Genomic DNA, 21,335 nt, shown 5'->3' on the forward strand with positions numbered 1-21,335 from the left:
GATGGGAGCAACGGGGGCGTTGCACGGTGTGCATGAACTCTTCGCCGAACAGGCCCGACGGACACCGGCGGCGACCGCGCTGGTGCACGGCGGGGAACGGCTGACCTACGGCGAACTCGACGCGCGCGCCGACGGGTTGGCGGCGCTGCTGCGCGGGCGCGGTGTACGGCCGGGGGCCCTGGTCGGGGTGTACCTGGAGCGGTCCGCCGAGATGGTGGTGGCACTGCTCGGCACGCTGAAGGCCGGTGCCGGCCATGTGATGCTCGACCCGGACTTCCCGGCGGAGCGGCTGCGCGGAATGGCGGCCGACGCGGGGGTCGGTGTCGTGGTGTCCCGCCGGGGGGACCGGCAGCCGGTGACCGCCGCCCTGTCGGTGGCGGTGGAGGACGCGGAGCAGGCTCGGCGGATCGAGCCCCGCGCTGTGGCCGTACGGCCGCACGACCCCGCCTGCGTCATGTTCACCTCCGGCTCCACCGGCCGTCCCAAGGGCATCGTCGCCTCCCACGCCGCGATCACCGGGACGCTGACCGGGCAGGACTTCGCCTCCTTCGGGGCCGGCGCGGTGTGGTTGCAGTGCTCCCCGGTGTCGTGGGACGCGTTCGCGCTGGAGCTGTGGGGGCCGCTGCTGAACGGCGGCCTGTGCGTACTGCACCCGGGGCAGCGCCCCGACCCGGTGGTGATGGCCGACCTGGTCGCCCGGCACGCCGTCACCTCCCTGTATCTCTCGGCGTCCCTGTTCCACGTGGTCGTGGACGAGTACCCGAGGGCCCTGGACGGTCTACGGGAACTGATCGTCGGCGGCGAGCCGTTGTCACCCGCCCACGCGGCCCGCGCGCTCGCGCGCCACCCGGGGCTGCGGCTGAGCAACGGCTACGGCCCGGTCGAGGGCATGGTCTTCCTGACCGTCCATCCGGTCACCGCCGAGGAGGTGCGGGACGGGCGGCCGGTGCCGATCGGACGCCCGCTCGCCGGCAAGCGGCTGCGGGTGCTGGACGAGGGGCTGCGGCCCGTCGCGGACGGCGGGACGGGTGAGCTGTACGCGGCCGGGGCGGGCGTCGCCCTCGGCTACCGCGGCCGGCCGGAGCAGACGGCAGAGCGGTTCGTGGCCGACCCGTACGGGCCCCCGGGCGAGCGGATGTACCGCACCGGGGATCTGGTGCGGCGGCGGGCGGACGGGGTGCTGGAATATCTCGGGCGGGCCGATTCCCAGGTGAAGATCCGTGGGTTCCGGGTGGAGCCCGGCGAGGTGGAGACGGTTCTGGCGGGCCATCCGGACGTGGTCCGGGCCGCCGTGGTCGCCCGCCCGGACAGCACGGGCGAGAAGCGGCTCGTCGCGTACGTCGTCCCGCGGGACGTGCGTCGGCCCTCGGAAGGGGAGTTACGCGAGCACGCGGCTCGTCTCCTGGCGGACTATCTCGTCCCGGCGGCCTTCGTACTGCTGGACGCCCTGCCCCTGACCCCCAACGGCAAGCTGGACCGCGCCGCCCTGCCGGAGCCCGGCCCGGTCACCGGCTCGCTCGGCTCGGCGGCCGGACGGCGGCCGTCGGGGCCGGTCGAGGAAGCACTGTGCGGGCTGTTCTCCGAGGTGCTGGGGGTCGCGTCCGTCGGCCCGGAGGACGATTTCTTCACGCTCGGCGGCAACTCGCTGATGGTGGCCCGGCTGCTGGGCCGGATCCGGCTGACGCTGGGCGCGCGGGTCGGCGTACGCACCCTGTTCGAGTGCCGGACGCCGGCGGCGCTGCTGCCGCACGTGGACGAGACGGCCCTGCTGCCGCACGTGGAGGAGACGGCGCGGAAGGACGACGGTTCGGCCGCGTCCACCCCGCTCCCGGCCGATGACACGCACCCCCTCTCGTACGCGCAGCGGCGTCTGTGGTTCCTGGACCGGGTCGACGCGGGCGCCGCGTACACCCTGCCGGTGCTGGTGCGGCTGCACGGGGCGGTCGATACGGCGGCGCTGCGGGCGGCGCTCGGGGACGTGGCGGCGCGGCAGACGGTGCTGCGGACCGTGTTCGAGGAGACCGACGGCGAGCCGCGGCAGCGGGTGCTGGACGGTGCCGCGGCGCGGCCGCGGCTGCGGCAGGTCGAGGTCGGCGCGGGCGAGCTGGCGAAGGCCGTCGAGGAGGCCGCCCGGCACCGGTTCGACCTCGCCGCCGAACTGCCGCTGCACGCCGTGCTGTTCAGCGTCATCGACCGGCCCGGCGAACACGCGCTGCTGCTCGTGCTGCATCACATCGCGGGCGACGGCTGGTCCCTGCCGCCGTTGTTCCGGGACCTGTCGCGGGCCTACGCCGCCCGCGCCGCCGGAACCGCGCCGGAGCCGGAACCCCTGCCCGTGGCGTACGCCGACTTCGCCCGCCGTCAGCAGGAGCGGCTCGGCGCGGTGCACGATCCCGGGTCGCTCGCCTCGGACCAACTCGCCTTCTGGCGCACATCTCTGGCCGGTCTGGCGCCCGGCGGTCCGCTGCTGCCCCGCCGTCCCGGACGGCCCGCCGTGCCGGGCCGGGACGCCGAGACCGTCGTACGGCGGCTGGACGCGCGGGAGCACGCACGGATCGTCGAGGCGGCTCGGGAGCAGGGCGCCACGCTGTTCATGGCCCTGCACGCGGCCCTCGCCGCCGCGCTGGTGCGGGCCGGGGCGGGTGAGGATCTCGCGGTCGGGTCGCCGATCGCCGGGCGTGGGCACGACGGCACCGTGGACGACGTCGTCGGGTTCTTCGTCAACATGCTGGTGCTGCGCACCGACGCCTCCGGCGACCCGACCGCCCGGCAGCTGCTCGCGCGGATCCGGGAGACGGCGCTGGACGCCTTCGCGCACCAGGACGTGCCGTTCGAGGAGGTCGTGGACGCGCTGAGCCCCGTACGTCCGCCGGGGCGGCAGCCGTTCACCGAGGTGGTGCTGGCGTTGCAGAACAATGCCCGCGCCGAGGTCGGCCTGCCGGGCGCCGCGCGTGGCGTTCAGCCGCTGCGGACCGGCGCGGCCCGGTTCGAACTGCTGGTGGACGTGACGGACGACCACACCGCGGCAGGCGCGCCGGACGGCATGACGCTGGTCTTCGAGTACCGGACCTCGTGTCTGGAGCCGGAGTTCGCGAACGGGCTGGCGGACGCGGTCGTCGAGGCGCTGCGCGCGGCGGCCGCCGAGCCGGACCTGCCGCTGTCCCGGCTTCCGCTCCCCGAGCCGCCCCGGCGGGCGGACCCGGCGCGGGACGCGGTGCTCACCCCCGCCCGCGCCGACAGCGGCCCGGCGGACTCGGCCCTGCGGCGGGAGATCGCCGCCGTGTGGTCCGAGGTCCTCGGCGTCGGACGCGTCGGCCCGCACGACGACTTCTTCCGGCTGGGCGGCAACTCCCTGCGCGCGGTGCGGGTCGCGGCCCGCCTCACCGGCGCCGGACGCACGGTGACCGCCGCCCAGCTGTTCACCTCGCCCACGGTCGCCGCGCTCGCCGCCGAGCTGGAGCGGGCGCCGGCCGAGGCCCCCGCGGCACCGGCACCCATTCCGCGCCGGCCGCGCGTTCCCCGGCGGCCCGGCCGCACCGACCGTACAGACCGTACCGACACCGGCCAGAAGGAGGTGCCATGGACCTGAGCGTGATGTTCTTCGGCGCCGACACCCCCACCGACGGCCCGCCGCGGCACAGCGAGCCCTACGACGACATCCTCACCGTCGCCCGTACCGCGGACCGGCTCGGCTTCCACGCGATCTGGACACCCGAGCGGCACTTCCAGCAGGTGGGCCAGGTGTTCCCGAGCCCGCCGGTGCTCAGCGCGGCGCTCGCGGTGGCGACCGAACGGATCAACATCCGGGCGGGCAGCGTGATCCTGCCGCTGCACCATCCGCTGCGGATCGCGGAGGACTGGGCGGTCGTCGACAACCTCTCGCACGGCCGGATCGGGCTGTCGGCCGCGACGGGCTGGCACTCCGCCGACTTCGTGCTCGCGCCAGACAACTACGACGACCGCCGGGAGCGGACCCTGCGCGACATCCCGCTGCTGCGGCGGCTGTGGGCGGGCGAGGCCGCCGAGTTCACCGACGGCACCGGCGCCACGGTCAGCGTCCGGCCGCAGCCCCGGCCCGTGCAGGACACCCTGCCGCTGTGGCTGACCAGCTCCGGCAACCCCGCGACCTGGGAGGCGGCCGGAGGGCTGCGGACCGGGGTGCTCGCGGCGACCGTCGGGCAGAGCCGGGAGGAACTCGCCGAGCGGATCGCCCGTTACCGGGCCGCCTGCGCCACCGCCCCCGACCAGGGCGGCACCGACGCACACGGCCGGGTGACGCTGATGGCGCACACGTTCGTCGGCGCGGACGACGAGGAGGCGCGGCGGCTGGCCGCGGAGCCGCTGAAGCGGTATCTGCGCTCCTACGTGCGGCAGACCACAGCGAACCGTACGGCCGACAGGGCGACGGCGGAGCTCACCGAGGAACAGACCGCGCTGCTCGCCGAGTTCGCCTTCCACCGGTATCTGACCTGGGGCAGCCTGCTCGGCTCCGCCGGGACCTGCCGGAAGATGCTCGCCGATCTGCGTGAGCTGGGCTGCGACGAGGTCGCCTGCTTCGTGGACTTCGGCCTCGGCCGCGACGAGGTGCTCGCCGGGCTGCACCGGCTGGCGGAGCTGCGGGAGGACGTGGCGTGACGGGGAGTACGGTGGCGGCGGGCGGCGCTTCGATGGCCGAGCGGTTCACCGCGCTCAGTGGTGAGCAGCGGGTCCGGCTGATGCGGCGGCTGGTGGAGTCCGGGCAGGTGGGGCTGATCCCGGCGGTCGTGCCGGCACGCGACGGGGAGGGGCCGGTGCGGCTCGGTCCGGCGCAGGAGGACCTGTGGGTGTACGAGTCGCTGTACCCCGGCACTCCGGCGCTCAACCTGTGCTGTGCCTACCACTTCGACGCCCCGATGGACCCCGGGCTGCTGGAGACGGCGCTGACGCTCGTGCGCGCGAACCACGACGTCCTGCGGGCCCGGATCGGCGGTGAGCCGGGCGCGCTGACCGTCACCTTCCCGCCCGAGGAGCGGTTCCGTCTGGAGCGGGAGGACCTGCGGGGCACCGGCGTCACGATCGCCGAGGCCTTCGAGACCTTCCGGCGCCGCCCCTTCGATCTGGCGGGCGAACCGCTGATGCGGGCCCGCTTCGTCACCGTCGACGACCGGCGGACCACGCTGATGCTGAGCCTGCACCACGTCATCGCCGACTGGTGGTCCTTCGACGTGCTCCAGGCCGAGTTCGCCGAGGCCCACGGGGCGCTGCGCTCGGCCACGGCGGGCACTGCGCCGACCCGGCCTCGTATCCAGTACGCCGACTTCGCCTCCTGGCAGGGCGAGTTGGAGGCGTCCGGTGTCTTCGAGGCGCGGCTGGCGTTCTGGCGCCGCTATCTCGCCGAGCCGCCGGGTCCGCTGACCGTGCCCGGGGCCCGCGCGGGCACCTCGGAGGAGATCGCCCAGATCCCGTTCCGTGTGGACGCCCCGACCGCCCGGGCCGTGCGCGCCCTGGCCCGGGAGCGCGGCGCGTCCGTCTACGTCGTCCTTATGGCGGCCTTCGCGGTCCTCGCGCACCGGCTCACCGGCGCCGACGACATGGTGCTCGGCACTCCGACGGCCAACCGGGCCGCCAAGGGTCTGGAGCGGGTCATCGGATACGTCATGAACGCCATCCCGACCCGCTGGCGGATCCGGCCCGGGGACTCCTTCGCCGATGTGCTGGCGCGGTTCGCGGCCGACTTCCCCGAGCTGATGGCCAACGCGGACGTGCCGGTGGGCCGGATCGTGTCGGCGGTCGCGCCCGACCGCAGCGCCGGGCGCTCGCCGCTGTTCCAGTGGGTGTTCATGCACCTCACGCAGCAGCGCAGCGTGGCCGCGCTGAGGGAGTTCAGCGAGCCCGAGCGGATCCACACCGGCGGTGAGCACGATCTCGTGGGCATCGTCCGGGACTCCGACGACGGCACCGGGGCGATGGACGGCAGTTTCGAGATCCGTACGGCTGTGTTCGGCGCGGAGGCCGTGCGGCACTGGACCGATGCCTATCTGGAGCTGCTGCGGCGCTTCACGGCGGAGCCCGGGGTGCCGGTCACCGAGGTCGGTCTGGTGTCCGGGGCGGACGCACGGCGGGTGCTGGAGGTAGGCGTCGGCCCCGCCGCTCCTGAGCCGCTGTCCCTGCCCGAGATGGTGGCCCGGCGGGCGGCTGTTGCGCCGGACGCGCTCGCACTCGAGTCGGGGTCGCTGGCGTTGACCTATGCCGAACTCGACGAGCGCGTCGATGAGTTGGCCGCGGCGTTCGCCGGGTACGGCGTGGGGCCGGGGGAGGTCGTTGCCCTTGCGCCGGGCCGCGGTGCCGCGATGACGGTTGCGCTGCTGGCGGTGCAGCGGGCCGGTGCCGCGTATCTGCCGGTGGATCCGGACTATCCGGCCGAGCGGATTCGGGGGGCGCTGGAGGATGCCGCGCCCGTGCTGGTGGTGGTGGGTGCGCGGGGGGTGCCGGTCGATGCGGATGTGCCGACCGTTGTACTGGGCGATTCGCTGGAATTGCCGGGAAAGGCTGTCGAGCGACTGACGCGCCGTCGTGGCTTGTCGCGCCCACGCGGCGGTAGCCGCACATCGAATACAGCCCCGCGCCCCTTTGGGGCGCTGACGTCGGCGTATGTCATATACACCTCCGGGTCCACCGGGCGGCCCAAGGGCGTTGTCGTCCCGCATACCGGCCTGGCCGCCCTCGCTCAGGGGCTCGTGAAGTCCATGGCGTTGGGTCCGGACGCCAGGGTTCTCCAACTCGGGTCTCCCGCGTTCGACATCTCCGTGGCCGAGATGTGCATGGCGTTCGGGTCCGGCGGGGCCCTGGTCGTGCCGCCGGAAGGGCCTCTCGTCGGGCGCGGGTTGGCCGATGTGCTGACCGGGATGAGGATCAGTGCAGCGATGCTTCCGCCGTCGGTGCTTGCGTCCCTCCCGGCCGGGGAGTATCCGGAGCTGCGGTCGCTGGCCGTGGGCGCGGAGGCCTGTCCGCCGGAGCTGGTGGCCCGCTGGGCCGTCGGTGGGCGGCGGTTCCACAACGCGTACGGGCCCACCGAGTACACCGTCGCCGCCACCGTCTCCGGGCCGCTCACCGGCGACGGCACGCCCCCGCCCATCGGCGCCCCGCTGCCGGGCACGCGCGCGTACGTCCTCGACGAGCGGCTGCGGCCGGTGCCGCCGGGAGTGTGCGGCGAGCTGTATCTGGCGGGGCCGGGGGTGGCGTACGGGTATCTGGGCCGGCCGGGGGCGAGTGCCGAGCGGTTCGTCGCCGACCCGTACGGGGCGCCCGGCACGCGCATGTACCGCACCGGGGATCTGGCGCGCCGCCGGGACGACGGGCAACTGGAGTACCTGGGCCGCTCCGACGACCAGGTGAAGATCCGGGGCCAGCGGATCGAGCCGGGTGAGATCGCGGCCGTCCTGACCGGGCACCCGTCGGTGGAGCGGGCGCTGGCCGTCGTACGGGAGGACCGGCCGGGGAGGCCTCGGCTGGTCGCGTACGTCGTCGGCGGCGACGGCTGCGAGCCGGTGCCGGACGCGCTGCTGGCGTACGCCGCCGGGCGGTTGCCCGCCGCGATGGTGCCGGCGGACGTGGTGGTGCTGGACGCGCTGCCGCTGGCGCCGAACGGCAAGCTGGACCGGGCGGCGCTGCCCGCCCCGGGGAGCCGTCCGGGTGGCGGCGGACGGGCCCCGGAGGGAGAGCGCGAGGTCGCCTTGTGCGCCCTGTTCGAGGAGGTGCTCGGTGTCGAACGGGTCGGCGCCGACGACGACTTCTTCCGGCTCGGCGGCGACAGCATCATGGCGATCCAGCTGGCGGGGCGGGCGGCGGGGGCGGGGCTCGGTGTCACGCCGCGTGATGTCTTCACGGCCCGTACGCCGGCCGCGCTCGCGTTGACGGCTCGGGAGACCGCGGGCCTCGGCGAGGACGCCGGCACGGGGCGTTTCCCGCTGACGCCGGTCATGCGCTGGTGGCGTGAACAGGGCGGGGACGCGGCGGCGTTCACGCAGTCGATGCTGTTCCCGGTGCCGGCGGGCGTGGGCCCTGAGCGGGTCGAGGCGGCCGTGCGCGTGCTGGTCGAGCGGCACGGTGCGCTGCGGATGCGGCTGGTGGACGGGGAGCTGGAGATCGGCGAGGCCGTGCCCGACGTGACGGTCGAGCGTGTCGCGGTGCCCGCCGGTGCCGATCCCCGGGAACGGGCCGACGAACTGGCCGCCGCGGTGCGGCTCGACCCCGAGCGGGGCGAGATGCTGCGGGCCGCCTGGCTCGACGCGGACAAGGAGCGACCGGGCCCGCTGCTGCTGACGGTGCACCATCTCGCGTCCGACGGGGTGTCCTGGCGGCTCCTCGGCCCCGAGCTGGCCGCCGCGCTGGCCGGGGAGCCGCTGCCTCAGCCGCCGGGCACGTCCTTCGCGCGCTGGGCGCGGCTGCTGGCCGAGGAGGCGGTGCGGCCCGAGCAGGCCGATGTGGAGTCGGCCTGGTGGGAAGGGGTGCTGGGCGGCTCGGACGCTCGGATCGCGGGCGGCCGGGGTGCCGGGGCGAGCCGTGCCGTGCTCACCGTCGAACTGACGCCCGAGGTCACCGGGGCGGCGCTGTCCGAGGTGACGGAGGTCTTCCACTGCGGTGCGGACGCGGTCCTGCTGACCGCGCTGGCGGCCGCGGCGGTACGGAGCCGGGGATCCGGCACCGGTCTGCTGGTCCACCTGGAGGGCCACGGCCGTGAGGGGCTGTCCCGGCCGGCCGACGTCTCCCGTACCGTCGGCTGGTTCACCACCCAGTACCCGGTCCGGCTGGACGCGGGCGCCGCGCTCGGTGCGGACTTCTGGCAGCCCGCGCGGGACGCCGCCGGTGAGGCGCTCAAGCAGGTCAAGGAGCGGCTGCGGTCGGTGCCGTCGGGTGGCCTGGGCTGGGGGCTGCTGCGCCACCTCAACCCGGACACCGCACCGAAGCTGGCCCTGCTGCCGGTGCCCGACCTGCGGTTCAACTACCTGGGCCGGTTCTCCGGCGGCGACACGGCCGACGGCGAGCTGCTCGGCATGGCCGCCGAGGCACTGCCGCTCGGGCATGCCGTGGAGGTGGACGCGGTCGTCCTGGAGCGGAGCGCAGGGCGGCCGTGCCTGAGCGCCACGTTCTCGTATGCGCGTGGAGTGCTCGGCGAGGACGCGGTGCTCGCGCTCGCGCGGCTGTGGTGCGAGGCGATCGAGGTGCTGGTCGAGCACGCCCGCCGGGACGGCACGGGCGGCCACACCGGCTCCGACTTCCCGCTGGTCGACCTGTCCTCGGACCAACTGGCCCTGCTGGAGGGAGATCTGGACCTCGGCTTCGACGACGAGGGGGACGACTGATGGGCGGCCGGATCGCGGACGTGCTGCCGCTCTCCCCCGCCCAGGAGGGTCTGTTCTTCCACGCCCTGCGCGATCCTGAGCGGCCGGACCCGTATCTGGTGCAGGCCCGGTTCCGGATCGCGCCCGGCGTCTCCGGTGAGGCCCTGCGGGCCGGGGTCGCGGGACTGCTGGAGCGGCACCCGAACCTGCGGGCGTGTTTCCGGCACGAGCACGTCGAGCGGCCGGTGCAGGTGATCCCGCGCGCGGTGCGACTCCCTTGGACGGAGATCGACCGCACCGGGCACCCGCCGGGCGAGGTCGCGGCGGAGCTCGCCCGGCTGTCGGCCGAGGACCGCGACCGTCGCTTCGATCTGGCCCGCCCGCCGCTGCTGAGGGCCACGCTGGTCCGGCACGACGAGGGCGGCGAGCTGCTGCTGACCCTCCACCACATCCTGCTGGACGGCTGGTCGCTGCCGTTGCTCGCGCGGGACCTGGAGGCGCTGACGACACAGGGCGGCGGCGCGGAGCTGCCGCCCGCGGTGCCGTTCAAGCAGTACCTGGTGTGGCTGAAGGGGCAGGACCAGGGCCGGGCGGAGTCGGCCTGGCATGCTGCGCTCGCCGGGCTGACCCGGCATGCGCCGCTCGCGCCGGACGACCCCGACGCCCCTGAGGACACGGTCGGCGTCGAGCTCACGCCCGAGCTGACGGCGGCGATCGCCCGGCGCGCGGCCGACGCGGGCGTCACCGTCAACACCGTGGCGCAGACCGCGTGGGCGCTGGTGCTGGCCCGCACGACCGGCTCCGAGGACCTGGTCTTCGGCGCGGTCGTCTCGGGGCGGCCGCACGATCTGCCCGGCGTGGAGCGGATGGTGGGGCTGTTCATCAACACGCTGCCGGTGCGGATCGCGCTGCGCTCCGGTGAGGGCGTCGACGAACTGCTGGCCCGGGTGCAGCGCGAGCAGCTGCGGCTGGCGCCGTATCACCACGTACGGCTGTCGCGGGTGCAGCGGGCGGCCGGGGCGGGCGAACTCTTCGACACGGTCCTGGCCTTCGAGAACTTCCCGCGCGCCGAGGGCCCTGCCTTGGCCGTGGAACTGGTCGAGACGCGGGACGCGACGCACTACCCGGTGACGATCGCCGTCGTCGCCGGGGAACGGATGCTGCTGCGGGTCAGCTGCCGGGGAGGCAGCCCGGCGGCCACGGTCGCGGCCCGCCTGGTGCGTGCCTTCGAGGCGCTGACGTCCGCGCACGACACGCCCGCCGACCGGCTCGACGTCCTGCCATGGGAGGAGCGGCGGCAGCTGCTCGCCCTGGCCGAGGGCCCGACCCGTGAGCTGTCCGGCGCCCTGAGCATCCCCGGGCGCTTCGCCGCGCAGGCGGCCCGTACGCCCGACGCGCCGGCCGTCGAGTCGGACGGCGAGGTGCTGACGTACGGCCGTCTCGACGCGGCCTCCGGCGCCCTGGCCGGGCGGCTGCGGGAGGCGCGAGTACGGCCCGGCGACACGGTCGCGCTGCCGCTGGCCCGGTCCGTGGCCATGGTCGTCGCGCAGCTGGCGGTGCTGAAGGCGGGCGGGTGCTGTCTGCCGCTGGATCCGGGGGCTCCGGCCGGACGGCTGGCGGCGCTGGCGAGGGCGGCCTGTGCGAAGGTCGCGGTGACTGACGGGGACGTACAACTCCCCATCGAGATAAGCGTATTGGAGCCCTTCGGCCCTGAGGCTGCCACTCCTCCCTCCGCGCCCGTGCACGCCGAATCCGCCGCTTACGTGATGTACACCTCCGGCTCGACGGGTGAGCCCAAGGGCATCGTCACCCCGCATCGGGCCGTCGTGGAGCTGGCGTCGGACGGTCGTTTTGCGGGCGGTGCGCACGAGCGTGTGCTGCTCCACAGCCCGCACACCTTCGACGCCTCGACGTACGAGACGTGGGTACCGCTGCTCAACGGCGGCACCGTCGTGGTCGCACCGCCCGGCCCCGTCACCCCCGACCTGCTGAAGCGGCTGCTGCCCGAGGGACGGGTCACCGGGCTGTGGCTCACCGCCGAACTCCTGCGCACCGTGGCGGAGATCGCGCCCGAGGTGCTCGGCACCGTCCGCGAGGTGTGGGCGGGCGGGGACGTGCTCGACCCCGAGGCGGTCGGGCGGGTGCGCGAGCGGTGCCCCGGCACCCGGGTGGTCAACGGCTACGGGCCCACGGAGACGACCGTGTTCGCCACGGCCCACCCGGTGACGGGGGACGTCGGCCCGTCCGTGCCCATCGGGCGGCCGCTCGACAACTCCCGCACCCATGTCCTCGACCGTCTGCTGCGCCCGGTACCGGCCGGTGCGGTGGGCGAGTTGTACATCGCGGGCAGCGGGCTCGCCCATGGCTATCCGAACCGTCCGGGCCAGACCGCCGAGCGCTTCGTCGCCGACCCGTTCGGGCCGCCCGGCACCCGCATGTACCGCACGGGCGACCTGGTGCGCCGCCTCCCCGGCGGTGAGCTGGAGTTCGTGGGCCGCGGCGACGACCAGGTCAAGGTACGCGGCTTCCGGATCGAGCCCGGCGAGGTGGAGGCCGCCCTGGCCGTCTGCCCCGGCGTGGAGCGGGCCGTGGTCGCCGCGCACCCGGGGCCCGGCGGCGGCAAGCGGCTGGTCGCGTATGTCGTGGGCGGTGATCTGGACCTCGTACGCGAGCACGCGGCGCGCACGCTGCCCGCGCATCTGATGCCGTCGGCGTGGGCGCGACTGGACGCCGTACCGCTGACCGCGCACGGCAAGGTCGACCGGGCCGCGCTGCCCGAACCCGAGCCGGAGCGGGCCCGGACGGGGCACGGACGGATCGCGCGGCCAGGGCGTGAGCAGCGGCTGTGCACACTGTTCGCACAGGCCCTCGGGGTCGACGCGATCGGTCCCGACGGTGACTTCTTCGCGCACGGCGGCCACTCGCTGCTCGCCCTGCGGCTGACCGCGAGCATCCACGCGGAACTCGGGACCCGGGTGTCCCCCGCCACGCTGTTCGAGGCCCCGACACCGGCCGCGCTCGCCGCCCGACTCACCGCCGGGCGCACGGAGGAGGACGCGTACGCCCCGCTGCTCCCCCTGCGCCGGGAGGGCGATCTGCCCCCGCTGTTCTGTCCGCACCCGGGACTCGGACTCGGCTGGGCGTACGCCGCGCTGCTGCCGCACCTCGCCCCCGGGCGGCCGGTGTACGCGCTCCAGACACCGGTGCTGCACGGCGGACAACTCCCCCGGACACTGGGCGAGTTGGCCGAGAGCTGTCTGCCACTCATTCGGGCGGTGCGCCCGCACGGACCGTATCTGCTGCTCGGGCGCTCCTTCGGCGGACCGTTCGCGCATGAGCTGGCGGCGCGGCTGCGGGCGGCGGGCGAGGAGGTCGCGCTGGTCGCCGTCGTGGACGCGATGCCGAAGCCGCCCGAGGTGGCGCGGGTGCCGCTGGACCCGGCGGTGGTGGAGCAGACGGCGCTCGGCAGCCTGCTGCGCAACACGCTGCCCGGGGTCCCGGCCGGGCCGGGCCCGCTGGACCGGGCCGAGGTGGTCGCCCGGGTCCACGCGCACAGCGCGCTCCTCGCGGACCTCGACCGGCAGCGGATCGACACCCTGCTCGGCGCCATGGAGCGGTACATCGAGATGGCCCGCGCCTGGCGGCCGTCGCCGTACGACGGCCGGGTCACCCTCTTCTCGGCGACCCGCGCCGCGGAGGCGACGACCGCCGAGAAGGGCGCCGCGTGGCGCGCGTGCGCGGCCGCGGTGGACGTACACGAACTGGACTGCGAGCACAGCGACGTGCTCACACCGGGACCGGTCGGCGAGATCGCAGCGACCGTGGAGAACGTACTGGCAGACCTGGCAGATCCGGCTGGGGACCGCACGGGGGACGGAGCACAGGCAGATGGCCGCTGACGACATCGGCACGGTCGGGGAGTACGAGGACACGGTCGAGGAGTACGAGTTCCCGACCTCGGACGCGCAGGCCCGGCTGCTCGTCCTTGACCACATGGATCCGGGTGCCGCCACCTATCACGTGCCGGCCGCCTTCGTCGTGCGCGGGCCGTTCGACACGGCGGCCTTCGGGCGCGCCCTCGACGCGCTCGTCGCCCGGCACGAGTCACTGCGGACGGTCTTGCGCACGGGCCCCGACGGGGTGCCGCTCCAGATCGTGTCCGAGGCGGGCCGGGTCGAGCCGCGCGCGGAGCGCGACGTACCGGTGGCCGAGGTGGAGGCGCGGATGCGCGCGGAGGCGGCGCGCCCCTTCGACGTGGCGACCGGCCCGCTGCTGCGCTGCACCCTGTACGCCGTGGCCGACGGCAGCCACCGCGTCCTGCTGGTCGCCCACCACCTGGTCTGCGACGGCTGGTCCCTGGGCGTACTGCTGCGCGAGTTGTCCGCGGGGTACGAGAACGAAACAAAGGGCCTGCCCCACACCGCGCCCGAACTCCCCCTGCAATTCCCGGACTTCGCCGCCTGGCAGCGTGAGCGGCAGGCGGCGGGCGAGTACGCGGGCTCGGTGGCCCACTGGGCCGAGCGGCTGCGGGGTGCCCCGGAGACGGTCGCGCTGCCGCTGGACCGGCCGCGCGGGGCGGTGCGTACGGCGGCGGGCGGCACCGAACGGTTCACGCTGCCGGCCCGCGTGCGCGAGCGGATCGCCGAGACGGCACGGGCCCGCGGCGGCACGCCGTTCATGGCCGTGTTCGCCGCGTACGCCGCGTTCGTGAGCCGGCTCTCGGGCTCCGAGGACCTGGTGATCGGCTTCCCCGTCTCCGGCCGGGACCGCCCCGAGCTCCAGGACATGGTCGGCATGCTGACCAACACCCTGGCGCTGCGCGTCGACCTGTCCGGCGACCCGTCGTACGCCGACCTGATCGACCGGCTGCGCGCCGCGCTGCTGGAATCCCAGCCGTACCAGGACGCCCCCTTCGAGGCGGTCGTCGACGAGGTCGCCCCGGCCCGCGAGATCAGCCACGACCCGGTCGTGCAGGTGGTCTTCGGCTACGACGACGACACGGAGCTGACCCTGCGGCTGGCCGGCGCCGAAGTGGACCGGATCCATGTCGCCCTGGACACCGCGAAGTTCGACTTCCACCTCCAGGTGGAGCGCTGGGGCGAGGACCTCGCCGCGTACCTGATCTTCCGCACCGCCCTGTTCGACGGGGAGACGGTACGACGCTGGGTGAGCTGCTTCGAGACCTTGCTGGACGGGCTCCTGGCCCACCCGGACGCCCCGCTGTCGACGATCGCCATGCTTCCGGCGGCCGAGAAGGAGCGCCTGCTGACAGCGCCCCAAAGGGGCGCGGGGAACTGCGCGACCAGCCACAACGCCCCTGTAGCCGCCCGACAACCAAATGCGGCACCCCCCAAGGCGCACCTGGTCCCGACCCTCGTCGCAGATCGGGCCACCACCCGGCCGGAGGCCACCGCACTGGTCTGCGGCGACCGACGCCTGACCTACGCCGACCTCCTGGCCCAGGCCGACCGTCTCGCGGCCCGCCTCCAGACCCTCGGCGTACTCCGAGGAGACCGCGTCGGCCTCCTCCTCCCCCGTGACGCCGACATGGGCATCGCCGCCCTCGCGGTCCTGCGCGCCGGCGGCGCCTACGTACCGCTGGACCCGGCACACCCACCGGCCCGCCTGGCCTACATGATCACAAACTCGGGCACGTCACTGCTGCTGACGACGGCAGAGACGACGGGCGTGGCGGGAATCGACGTACCGGAGCTGCGGGTGGACCAGGACACGGAGCCGGCGCCACCCGCGCTCACCCCCGTGGAATGCGCCCCCGAAGACCTCGCCTACGTCCTCTACACCTCCGGCTCCACCGGCGTCCCCAAGGGCGTCGCCGTCGAGCACCGCGCCCTGCTCAACCTCGCGGTGAACGTCCGCCCCGTGTTCCCGGTGACCGAGACGGACCGCGTCCTGCAGTTCGTGTCGTTCGGCTTCGACGTGGCCGTCTCCGACCTGTTCTTCCCCTGGGTCGCGGGCGCCGAGCTGCACATCGCGCAGGAGGACGAGCGACTCGGTGAGGCGCTCCGGGCACGGCTGCGGGACTCCCGCATCACCTACGTCTTCCTGCCGCCGTCCGCCGCGATGACGCTCCCTCGCGCCCCGGGCGCGCTGCCCGAACTGCGCACCCTCGCGGTCGGCGGCGAGGCGTGCCCGGCCGAGCTGGTCGAGCGGCTGGGCGAGGAGGGCCGCCGGATCGTCAACGCGTACGGCCCCAGCGAGGCGACGGTGTACTCGACCACGGCCGATCTGCGGCCCGGCGAGCCGGTGGTGATCGGCCATGCCGTGCCGGGCACGCGCGCCTATGTCCTGGACCGGCGGCTGCGCCCGGTCCCGGTCGGGGTGACGGGCGAGCTGTACGTCGCCGGTGCCTCGCTGGCGCGCGGCTACATCGGCCGGCCCGGGATGACGTCCGAACGGTTCGTCGCCGACCCGTACGGCCCGCCCGGCAGCCGGATGTACCGCACCGGCGACCTGTGCCGGATCGACGCGCGGGACGTCCTGCACTACCTCGGCCGGAGCGACTCGCAGGTGAAGCTGCGCGGCTACCGGATCGAACTCGGCGAGATCGAGGCCGTGCTGGCGGGCCGTCCCGAGGTCACGATGGCCGCGGCGGCGGTGCGCGGCGAGGGCGCCGACCAGCGGCTGGTGGCATATGTGGTCGGGCCGGACCCCGCCCCCTCGGACGAGGACCTGCGGGCCCTGCTCGCCCACCGGCTGCCCGGCTACATGGTCCCGGAGGTCTTCGTACGGCTGCCGGAGCTGCCGCTGAACCGCTCCGGCAAGATCGACCGGTCCCGGCTGCCCGAACCACCCTCCTCGCGCCCCGAGCTGAGCGCGTCGTACACCGCGCCGGACAGCTTGGCCGAGCGGCGGGTGAGCCGGGTGTGGCAGCAGGTGCTGACCCTGGACCGGGTCGGCGTCCACGACAACTTCTTCGACCTGGGCGGCAATTCGGTACGGCTGCTGACCGTGCTCGCGGCCCTCCAGGAACAGCCGGAGTACCGGGACCTCACCCTGATCGACCTGTTCCGGCACCCGACGGTCGCCGCCGTGGCGGCCCATCTCGACCGGGCGGCCGGACAGCGGGCGCCTCAGGAGGAGGCGGCCCGGCGCGGCAGCGACCGCCGGGCCGCCCTGCACAAGCTCCGTTCCAGAAAGGGCACGACGCGATGACGACCGAGGAATCCGCACTGCACGACCTCGATCCGGCGGTGGCGGTCGTGGGGATGAGCGGACGCTTCCCCGGCGCCCCCGACCTCGACGCCTACTGGGCCAATCTGCGCGGCGGCGTCTGCTCGCTGTCCGCGTTCACCGAGAAGGAACTGCTCGCCGACGGGGCGGACCCGGCCGAGCTGTGCAATCCCGCGTACGTCCCGGCGCAGGGGCATCTCGCGGACGCGGACCGCTTCGAGGCCGAGCTCTTCGGCTTCAACCGCACCGAGGCGGCGGCCCTGGACCCCCAGCACCGGGTGCTGCTTGAGACCGCCTGGTCGGCGCTGGAGGACGCCGGGTACGCGCCGCTGACTGCACCATCTGCCGCTGCCGCGGCGGGCCCGTCCCGGACCGGCGTGTACGTGGGCGGCAGCCCGACCGAGCACGCGCTGGCCGCCGGTACGGACCCGGCGCTCGCCGCGTCGATCGGCGCGCTCCAGGTCCGGATCCTCACCGACCGCGAGTTCCTGGCACCCTGGATCTCCTACCGGCTGGGCCTGGACGGGCCGAGCATGACGGTCCAGACGGCCTGCTCGACCTCGCTCACCGCGGTCCATCTCGCCGTCCAGGCCCTGCTGGTCGGCGAGTGCGACACCGCGCTCGCGGGCGGCGTCGCCATCGGCAGCGTGCGCAGACAGGGGTACGTCCACTACCAGGGCGGCATCTTCTCCCCCGACGGCCGCTGCCGCCCCTTCGACGAGAAGGCGGCCGGCACGGTGCCGGGCAGCGGGGTGGGCGTGCTGGTGCTGCGCCGGCTGGAGGACGCGCTGGCCGACGGCGACCCGGTGCGCGCGGTGATCCGGGGCACGGCCGTCACCAACGACGGGGCCGGCAAGGTCGGTTTCACCGCGCCGGGCGTGGACCAGCAGACGGCCGCGATCACGGAGGCGTGGGCGGCGGCGGGCCTCGAGCCGTCGGCGGCGCAGTACGTGGAGGCGCACGGGACGGGCACGGAGCTCGGGGACCGGATCGAACTGGAGGCGGCGAGCGCGGCGTTCGCGGCCAAAGCAGGTGCCGACGGGAGTGCCGTCATCGGGCTCGGCTCGGTGAAGTCGAACATCGGGCACACCGACGCGGCGGCCGGCGCGGCGGCGCTGATCAAGACGATCCTGATGCTGGAGCACGCGACGCTGGCCCCGACGGTGGACGTCACGAGCCCGGTCGCCGCCCTTCGGGACTCGCCGCTGCGGCTGGTGACCGAGACCGGTGAGTGGCCGAGCAGGCCGGGCCTGCCCCGCCTCGCCGGGGTGACGTCGGTCGGGATCGGCGGCACGAACGTGCACGTGGTGGTGCAGGAGGCACCGGAACGCGCGCCGCGCGCGCATGCCGACGCCGGTCCGACGGTCCTGCCCCTGTCGGCCCGCACCGAGCCCCGACTCGCCGCCGTCGCCGCCCGGTTGGCGGCACGTCTGCGCGAGGCGGACGCCCCGTCCCTGGCCGATGTCGCGCACACCCTGCGCACGGGCCGGGTCGGGATGCCCGTACGGGCCTATGTGGTCGCGGCCGGTGCGCGGGAGGCGTCGGACAAGCTCATGGCGTTGGCCGAGGGCCACCCGGAGCCGGCGCGGGACCCCTTGGGCGAGGCGTGGCTGAGGGGCGAGGAGGTGACCTGGCCGGCGCTGGGCGGCGAGGTGCGCCGGGTACGGCTGCCGGCGTACCCGTTCGCGGGCGAGAGCCACGGCGCGCTGACGCTGCGCGGCCCCGCCGTACAGCCCGAGAGCGCACAGCCCGCACCCGAGAGCATCTCTCCCGCATCTGGGAGCGCCCCTTCCGCACCCGGGAGCGATCTGGAGGCCGAGGTCGCCGAGTTGGTGATCGAGGCGCTGGATCTCGACGGCCGTGCCGGCCTGGAGAAGACGTACTTCGAGGCGGGCGGCGACTCGCTGACGGCCGTGCATCTGGCCGGACGGCTCCGCGACGAGCTGGGCATCGACGTACCGATCCAGCTGTTCCTCGAACCGATCACCCTGAAGGACATGACCATCCGCATCATCGAGATCAAGCAGGACGGCGGGGCGGACGGCGCCCTGGACGCCCTGCTCGCCGAGTTCGAGGCGGAGTCGTGACCGCCGCCGACATCCACACCCGCTGGCTGCGGGGCGTGAGCGCGCCCGACGCGAAGGTCCGGCTGGTGTGCTTTCCGCACGCGGGCGGAGCGGCGGGCACCTTCCACAGCTGGTCCGCGCTGACCCCACCGGAGATCGAGGTCCTGTCGGTGCAGTACCCCGGCCGCCAGGACCGCCTGTCCGAGCCGTGTCCTGCCACGATGGACGAGCTGGCGGACGCGATCACGGCGGCCCTGCTGGAGGACCTGACGGGCGATCTGCCGCTGGCGCTGTTCGGGCACAGCATGGGCTCGTCGGTGGCGTACGAGGTGGCCCGCAGGCTGGAGGGGACCCCCGGCCGCACCCTCACCCGGCTGATCGTGTCGGCCCGCACCAGGCCCCGTCTCGCGCAGGAGCTGGCGCCGCAGCCGGCGCCGACCGACACCGACCTGCTGAACCATGTCCGCAGACTGGATCCCGAGAGCGCCGCGCTCTACGAACACCCCGCGCTGCGGTCCGTCATCATGCCCGCGCTGCGCGGGGACTTCGGGCTCCTCGCGAAGTACCGTCCGACGGGACTGCACCGGCTGGGAGTTCCGGTGACGGCCTGCGGGGGCGACCGTGATCCCGCGTGCCGGGTGGAGGACCTCTCGGCCTGGTCGGACGTCACGACCGAGGGGCTGGACGTCCGGGTCTTCGAGGGCAACCACTTCTATCTCAACGCCAGGCAGGAGGAGTTGACCGAGTTCGTCGCCGCGCGGGTGCTGTGAGTCCGGCCGCCGTCGTCACGCCGTGCGCTTGCGTGACGTCGTCTTCTTGGCCGCCGTCTTCTTCGCGGTGCTCTTGGCCGTGCTCTTCGCCGCCGTCTTCTTGGTGGACCGGTCCGATTTCGACGTCGACTTCTTGGCCGAGGCCGTCGTCTTCTTCGCGGCGGTCTTCTTCGCCGCGGACGTCGACTTCTTGCCCGTGGTCTGCTTCGGTGCGGCCCGGGCCGACTTGCGCTGGGGCAGGCGTCTGACGTCGGCCGCCGCCTCGGGCTCCTCGCCCCGCGACTCCTTGGCGGCGCGGACGCTGCTCTCCAGGGCGGCCATCAGGTCGAGGACCTTGCCGCCGGTGGCGGGCTCGGGGGCGGCGGGCAAGGCCTCGCCGGACGCCTTCGCGGCGATGACCTCCTCGACGGCCTCGCGGTACTCGTCGCGCAGATCCTCCAACTCGACCTCGCCGAGGGTGTCCATCAGGGCGTCCGCGAGATCCAGCTCCTTGTCCCGCACGGTGACGTCGGCGTCGGGCGCGACGCCCTCCGGCGCGCGGACCTCGTCGGGCCAGAGCAGACCGTGCATGGCGATGGCGTCACCGACGACCCGGAGCATGCCCAGCCGCTCCCGCCCACGCAGCGCGAACTTCGCGATGGCGACCTTGTTGCTGCGTTTGAGCGCCTCACGCAGCAGCGTGTACGGCTTGGCGGCCGGGGCACCGCTCGCGGCGAGGTAGTACGCCGCGTCCATCTGGAGCGGGTCGATCCGGTCACCCGGCACGAAGGCCACGATCTCGATCGTCTTCGCGGTCGGAATGGGCAGCTGGGCCAGATCCTCGTCCGTGATGGGAATGATCGAGCCGTCCGCGTCCTCGTACCCCTTGCCGATCTCGGCCTGGCTGACCTCGCGGTCCTCCAGTTCGCAGAACTTGCGGTAGCGGATCCGGCCGCCGTCCTCGGTGTGGATCTGGCGGAAGGAGATCGAGTGGCTCTCGGTCGCGTTCACCACCTTGATCGGGATGCTGACCAGACCGAAGGAGATGGCGCCGTTCCATATAGATCGCACGTTCAGAACCTTTCGAGGCGGTTCAGGCCGGTTTCATGTGATTCTCATCGTATGACGCCGATCACTGAGGTGGAGGGGCGGCGCCTCGCGCTCTCCAACCTGGAGAAGGTGCTGTATCCGGCGACCGGGTTCACCAAGGGCGAGGTGCTGCACTACTACGCGACGACCGCCGAGGTGCTGCTGCCCCATCTGCGCGACCGGCCGGTGTCCTTCCTGCGCTACCCGGACGGTCCGGACGGCCAGGTGTTCTTCACCAAGAACGTCCCGCCGGGCACCCCCGAGTGGGTCACCACCGCCGAGGTCCCCCGGGTCGAGGGCCCGGCCCGCATGGTGTTCGTGCAGGACCTCGCGAGCCTGATGTGGGCGGCCAACCTGGTCACCGAGTTCCATACGCCCCAGTGGGTGATCGACGCGCCCGGCGAGGCCGACCGCCTGGTCTTCGACCTCGACCCCGGCTCACCGGCCACCGTCGTGGAGTGCTGCGAGGTCGCCCTCTGGCTGCGCGAGCGGCTGGCCGCCGACGGCATCGAGGCGTACGCCAAGACGTCCGGCTCCAAGGGACTGCATCTGGCCGCGACCATCCGCACGGCCTCCTCCGAACGGGCCACCGAGTACGCCAAGGACCTCGCCGTGGAGGCGGAGAAGGCGCTGCCGCGCCTCGCGATCCACCGCATGACGAAGAGCCTGCGCCCCGGCAAGGTCTTCGTCGACTGGAGCCAGAACGCCGCCCGCAAGACGACGGCGACCCCCTACACACTGCGCGCCCGCCGCGAGCCGACGGTGTCGGCGCCGGTCACCTGGGAGGAGGTGGCGGACTGCCGCTCCCCCGCAGCCCTGACCTTCGTCGCACCCGACATGGCGCCACGCCTGCAGGACTACGGCGACCTGCTGGCTCCCCTGCTGGATGCGGAACGAGCGGGCGAGCTGCCGTGACCGAC

The 21,335-nt window shown here is 74.2% G+C and carries 9 protein-coding genes; 8 read left to right on the plus strand and 1 reads right to left on the minus strand.

The window, feature by feature from the left end:
- The first annotated feature begins 1 nt into the window (after nucleotide 1).
- From ACFPQ9_RS00570 to ACFPQ9_RS00600, 7 genes are read left to right on the plus strand one after another with little or no spacing between them, the layout of a single operon-like run.
- The gene (locus ACFPQ9_RS00570; protein WP_380844662.1) at nucleotides 2-3,589 is read left to right on the plus strand and encodes an amino acid adenylation domain-containing protein; all 3,588 of its coding nucleotides are present in this window, start codon (nucleotides 2-4) and stop codon (nucleotides 3,587-3,589) included.
- The gene (locus ACFPQ9_RS00575; protein WP_380844665.1) at nucleotides 3,580-4,635 is read left to right on the plus strand and encodes a MupA/Atu3671 family FMN-dependent luciferase-like monooxygenase; all 1,056 of its coding nucleotides are present in this window, start codon (nucleotides 3,580-3,582) and stop codon (nucleotides 4,633-4,635) included. The genes ACFPQ9_RS00570 and ACFPQ9_RS00575 overlap by 10 nt, the downstream gene beginning before the upstream one ends.
- The gene (locus ACFPQ9_RS00580; protein WP_380844668.1) at nucleotides 4,632-9,341 is read left to right on the plus strand and encodes an amino acid adenylation domain-containing protein; all 4,710 of its coding nucleotides are present in this window, start codon (nucleotides 4,632-4,634) and stop codon (nucleotides 9,339-9,341) included. The genes ACFPQ9_RS00575 and ACFPQ9_RS00580 overlap by 4 nt, the downstream gene beginning before the upstream one ends.
- The gene (locus ACFPQ9_RS00585) at nucleotides 9,341-13,219 is read left to right on the plus strand and encodes a non-ribosomal peptide synthetase (protein WP_380844671.1); all 3,879 of its coding nucleotides are present in this window, start codon (nucleotides 9,341-9,343) and stop codon (nucleotides 13,217-13,219) included. The genes ACFPQ9_RS00580 and ACFPQ9_RS00585 overlap by 1 nt, the downstream gene beginning before the upstream one ends.
- The gene (locus ACFPQ9_RS00590) at nucleotides 13,209-16,493 is read left to right on the plus strand and encodes a non-ribosomal peptide synthetase (protein WP_380844674.1); all 3,285 of its coding nucleotides are present in this window, start codon (nucleotides 13,209-13,211) and stop codon (nucleotides 16,491-16,493) included. Before ACFPQ9_RS00585 ends, ACFPQ9_RS00590 begins: the two co-directional genes overlap by 11 nt.
- Complete coding sequence (locus tag ACFPQ9_RS00595) at nucleotides 16,490-18,598, plus strand: beta-ketoacyl synthase N-terminal-like domain-containing protein (protein WP_380844677.1); 2,109 nt, start codon at nucleotides 16,490-16,492, stop codon at nucleotides 18,596-18,598. Before ACFPQ9_RS00590 ends, ACFPQ9_RS00595 begins: the two co-directional genes overlap by 4 nt.
- Nucleotides 18,595-19,347 (plus strand): thioesterase II family protein, encoded by a 753-nt coding sequence (locus ACFPQ9_RS00600; protein ID WP_380844680.1) that lies wholly within the window; start codon nucleotides 18,595-18,597, stop codon nucleotides 19,345-19,347. The genes ACFPQ9_RS00595 and ACFPQ9_RS00600 overlap by 4 nt, the downstream gene beginning before the upstream one ends.
- A gap of 15 nt (nucleotides 19,348-19,362) precedes the next feature.
- Here ACFPQ9_RS00600 and ku read toward each other — a convergent pair whose 3' ends face one another.
- Nucleotides 19,363-20,397, minus strand: coding sequence for a non-homologous end joining protein Ku (ku, locus tag ACFPQ9_RS00605; protein ID WP_380844683.1), 1,035 nt, complete (start codon nucleotides 20,395-20,397; stop codon nucleotides 19,363-19,365).
- Nucleotides 20,398-20,448: 51 nt separating this feature from the next.
- Between ku and ligD the strand changes: the two genes are divergently transcribed.
- A complete protein-coding gene (gene ligD, locus ACFPQ9_RS00610) occupies nucleotides 20,449-21,330 on the plus strand; it encodes a non-homologous end-joining DNA ligase (RefSeq protein WP_380844686.1) in 882 nt (293 codons plus the stop codon).
- Nucleotides 21,331-21,335 lie beyond the last annotated feature (5 nt).

It is taken from the genome of Streptomyces coerulescens (assembly GCF_042657965.1).
In the GTDB taxonomy this organism is placed as follows: domain Bacteria; phylum Actinomycetota; class Actinomycetes; order Streptomycetales; family Streptomycetaceae; genus Streptomyces; species Streptomyces coerulescens.

Excerpts from the sequence above, each read along its gene's own strand:
- ACFPQ9_RS00570 (WP_380844662.1), top strand. The coding sequence starts at position 2 with ATGGGAGCAACGGGGGCGTTGCACGGTGTGCATGAACTCTTCGCCGAA.
- ACFPQ9_RS00575 (WP_380844665.1), top strand. The coding sequence starts at position 3,580 with ATGGACCTGAGCGTGATGTTCTTCGGCGCCGACACCCCCACCGACGGC.
- ACFPQ9_RS00585 (WP_380844671.1), top strand. The coding sequence starts at position 9,341 with ATGGGCGGCCGGATCGCGGACGTGCTGCCGCTCTCCCCCGCCCAGGAG.
- ACFPQ9_RS00590 (WP_380844674.1), top strand. The coding sequence starts at position 13,209 with ATGGCCGCTGACGACATCGGCACGGTCGGGGAGTACGAGGACACGGTC.
- ACFPQ9_RS00595 (WP_380844677.1), top strand. The coding sequence starts at position 16,490 with ATGACGACCGAGGAATCCGCACTGCACGACCTCGATCCGGCGGTGGCG.
- ligD (WP_380844686.1), top strand. The coding sequence starts at position 20,449 with ATGACGCCGATCACTGAGGTGGAGGGGCGGCGCCTCGCGCTCTCCAAC.